General features: G+C 65.8%; 4 protein-coding genes. All 4 read right to left on the bottom strand.

Annotation, left to right across the window (positions count from 1 at the left end; genetic code table 11):
* Window positions 1-34: 34 nt before the first annotated feature.
* A complete protein-coding gene (locus tag ABZ293_RS22420; protein WP_355183459.1) occupies window positions 35-436 on the bottom strand; it encodes a YbaB/EbfC family nucleoid-associated protein in 402 nt (133 codons plus the stop codon).
* A gap of 48 nt (window positions 437-484) precedes the next feature.
* The gene (locus tag ABZ293_RS22415; protein ID WP_355183439.1) at window positions 485-829 is read right to left on the bottom strand and encodes a hypothetical protein; all 345 of its coding nucleotides are present in this window, start codon (window positions 827-829) and stop codon (window positions 485-487) included.
* A 152-nt stretch (window positions 830-981) separates the two neighbouring features.
* Window positions 982-1,116, bottom strand: a complete 135-nt coding sequence (locus ABZ293_RS22410) for an acyl carrier protein (protein WP_355183457.1) — start codon at window positions 1,114-1,116, stop codon at window positions 982-984.
* Window positions 1,117-1,160: 44 nt separating this feature from the next.
* Window positions 1,161-2,729 carry a hypothetical protein gene (locus ABZ293_RS22405; protein WP_355183437.1) on the bottom strand — a complete coding sequence of 523 codons (1,569 nt, stop codon included), beginning with the start codon at window positions 2,727-2,729 and terminating at the stop codon, window positions 1,161-1,163.
* Between the last annotated feature and the right edge of the window lie 8 nt (window positions 2,730-2,737).

The raw sequence follows: 2,737 nt of genomic DNA, 5'->3' as shown, positions 1-2,737 counted from the left end.
ACAGCACTCCTACCGGGGCGCGCTGCGGGCCCGGTCACCACGCATCGTCATCGGTAACCGGCGACGACGATGCCGGAGGCGGTGCCAGCGGCACTTCAGGCGCGGGCGGGAGCAGCTTGGTGAAATCGGGGATGTCGTCGGCCAATTCGTCGAACTCGGGGATAGCTCCGAAACCCTGGCTCGCGGCGGCCATGACGCTTTCCGACCGCGCCCGAACATCGGCAGCCGCGGTCTGCGCGGCTTTCGTCACCGCTGTGGCGATCTCGTCGTAGCTGAGTTCGTCGATGTCACCGCCGAACCGCGTCTCGACGACGATGCCGTCGGCGTTCACCGTCACCGTGACGCGGCCGCCCGCTTCCGACGCCCTCGCGGACAGCTTGACGCGCTCTTCCTGCGCTTCGGCGATCGACTGCATGCCCTTCTGGACCGCGTCCATCAACTCGTCCAACCGGGCACGGCCGGCGGCCCCTTCGAACATGACGGTCTATGCCTCCAACGTGCGCGCGGCGGCATCGAAGCCGTCCGCCGACGCCTGGTCGACCTTGCCGAACTTGTCGACCGAATCATTCATCAGCGACGGAAGACCATCCTTGCCGGTGAGCGTCTCGTGGTAGTGCTCGAGCAGTTGCGTAAGGCGGTCGGCCAACGGCTGATAGTTCTTCTGGAACCCATCGCCGATCTCGTCGGTGCCCCACACCGGGGGGCTCTCGTACTGACTCCGGGCGTCGCTCAACCTCGTGCGCACCTCACCGATCCCCTCATCGGCCTGCTCGAGTTCCCCTGTGGCGCGCTTCACCCCCGCAGCATCGACACCGATGTACTCACTCATCTCCGCCTCCTGACAACGACTCTCTGAACGGTCACACACCCAACCCCCGCAGTCACCAGATCTTCCCAACCCTGGAAATTCTTGCGATCCAGCCGGCCGTGTGTAGGTCGCGCTGCGTCAGTCGCCGAGAGTGTGGACGAACCTGCGAAACGTTAAGCCACCAGGTCGGCGAGATCACGGTGTTCGAACACGGCGGCGATCGAGGGTCGAATCCCGGTGGCCTCGTTGATTATGTTGCGCAAATCCATCGCCGAGATTGAGTCGAGACCTCCGTACCTGCGCCGCACGCTGGACGTCGTACTGTTCCCGCAATTGTGGTCGGCCAGAACCGTCACACCGTGCTGGCGAGGCGGGCACGGTACCGGTCGGTGAATTCGGCGACGTAATCCTGCGACAGCCGAGACGAGGAAGACCGTTCGACAATGCCGTCGTCTGCGACGTAGAACAGTGGCCGGCCGAGCACGACTTCGTCGTCGCCGGTCGGCGCCCATACGATCCAGCCGATGTCGAGGCGCTCGGCGACCAGCTCATCGAGCGGATGATCCGAGGCATCCACGCCAGCGTCGGTGAGGAATCGGTGTACGAGATCCTTCGCCCGATCCGCAGTGACGGTCGAAATATCGGGTGCGGTAAGGCCGGCGAGGCAAAACTGGTAATACGCGCCGTCCAGGTCGAATTCGGACTCCTCGGTGAGCAGATCCACCAAATGCTCCCGACGCACCTGCGCCCGCTGTGCCGCCGACAACAGTCGAGCTGCCGCGCTACGGACGCGCCGATCGGCCTCGTCGCCGAAACGCGCAGCCACCAAGTTGACCACGGTCTCGGCGGTCCAGATGCCCGGCACCGCGGGCGCGAACTCGGACGGCGAAGGCGAATCGCCTCGGTACCAGCTGGTTCCGTCCCACCAATAGCAAAAGGACAGCGTTCCTTGTGACGCACGGGGGTTCAGCACCTGGTTGGCGACCCAGTACGGCGCACCGCGATACACCGCCGGCAACTCTCCCGCGCCGTTGTACGCCTGTTCCAACTCCGGCGCGTTCCACAAGCCACCCGACATCACCGCACGGCCGCCTGGTACGAGAAACAGGGTGCTGCCGCTGCGCGCCGCCCCTTCGAACCATCCCAACGACGGGAGGATTCGTGGACCTCGACGCGATCCGGTCGCCACGAACACCGCCGCCAGTGTGGTCCACCGCGCCCACATGACACCCAGCGGCGGAAACTCGTTCTCGGTCAACGTGGCCCGGGATCCGGCGACGCGGTCCAATTCGGCGTGGAACGCGGCCCGCGCCGCCGGACGAGTCTGTCCGCCGTCACCGGCGATGTAGGCCGCCAGCCACAGCGGCACCCGCTCACGCGGAAACACCTCGAGATCGGTGCGATAGGCCTGCTGCGACAGCAGCTGACCTTCGGGGAAAGGTTCGTCGCCGTAGTCGTAGTCGACCGTGATCTCACCGTCCACGCTGAGCCCGACGATCATCCGCCACCACGGCTCGCCCTCCAACTCGGCCACCAACTCCCGCTGCGCCCGTGCGGTCATCACCACCGAGTCGTCGGGCACCGCCTCGACCACAGTCCTCGGGTGCCTTTCGTCGTCGGCAACCGCATAGAACACCCGCCGGAAGGCATCGGTGATAGTCATCGAGAACACCGCATCCACCCGCGTCCAGCCCTCCGGCGCAGCTGCCGCCAGCTGCCGACCTATGTCCACGGCCAGCTCCTGCACCTGCTCCTCGAGCGAAGCCTCGGTCTTCCCAGGAGCACTCAGCGCCTTCGGCGCCGGTGACTGCTTGTGGGCGCCACTGTCGGAGCCGAGAGTGAAAGCGACATCCGGCTTAGCACCCTGCTCGGTATTCGATGCTCGACTCGCCAAGCCGTCGTCTTCGGGGGTGTCCTGCATCGTGGCTC

The organism is Nocardia sp. NPDC005998, from assembly GCF_040614395.1.
Taxonomy (GTDB): domain Bacteria; phylum Actinomycetota; class Actinomycetes; order Mycobacteriales; family Mycobacteriaceae; genus Nocardia.
The sequence above is the reverse complement of the archived record's forward strand: the minus strand, read 5'-3'. Positions and strand labels throughout refer to the sequence as shown.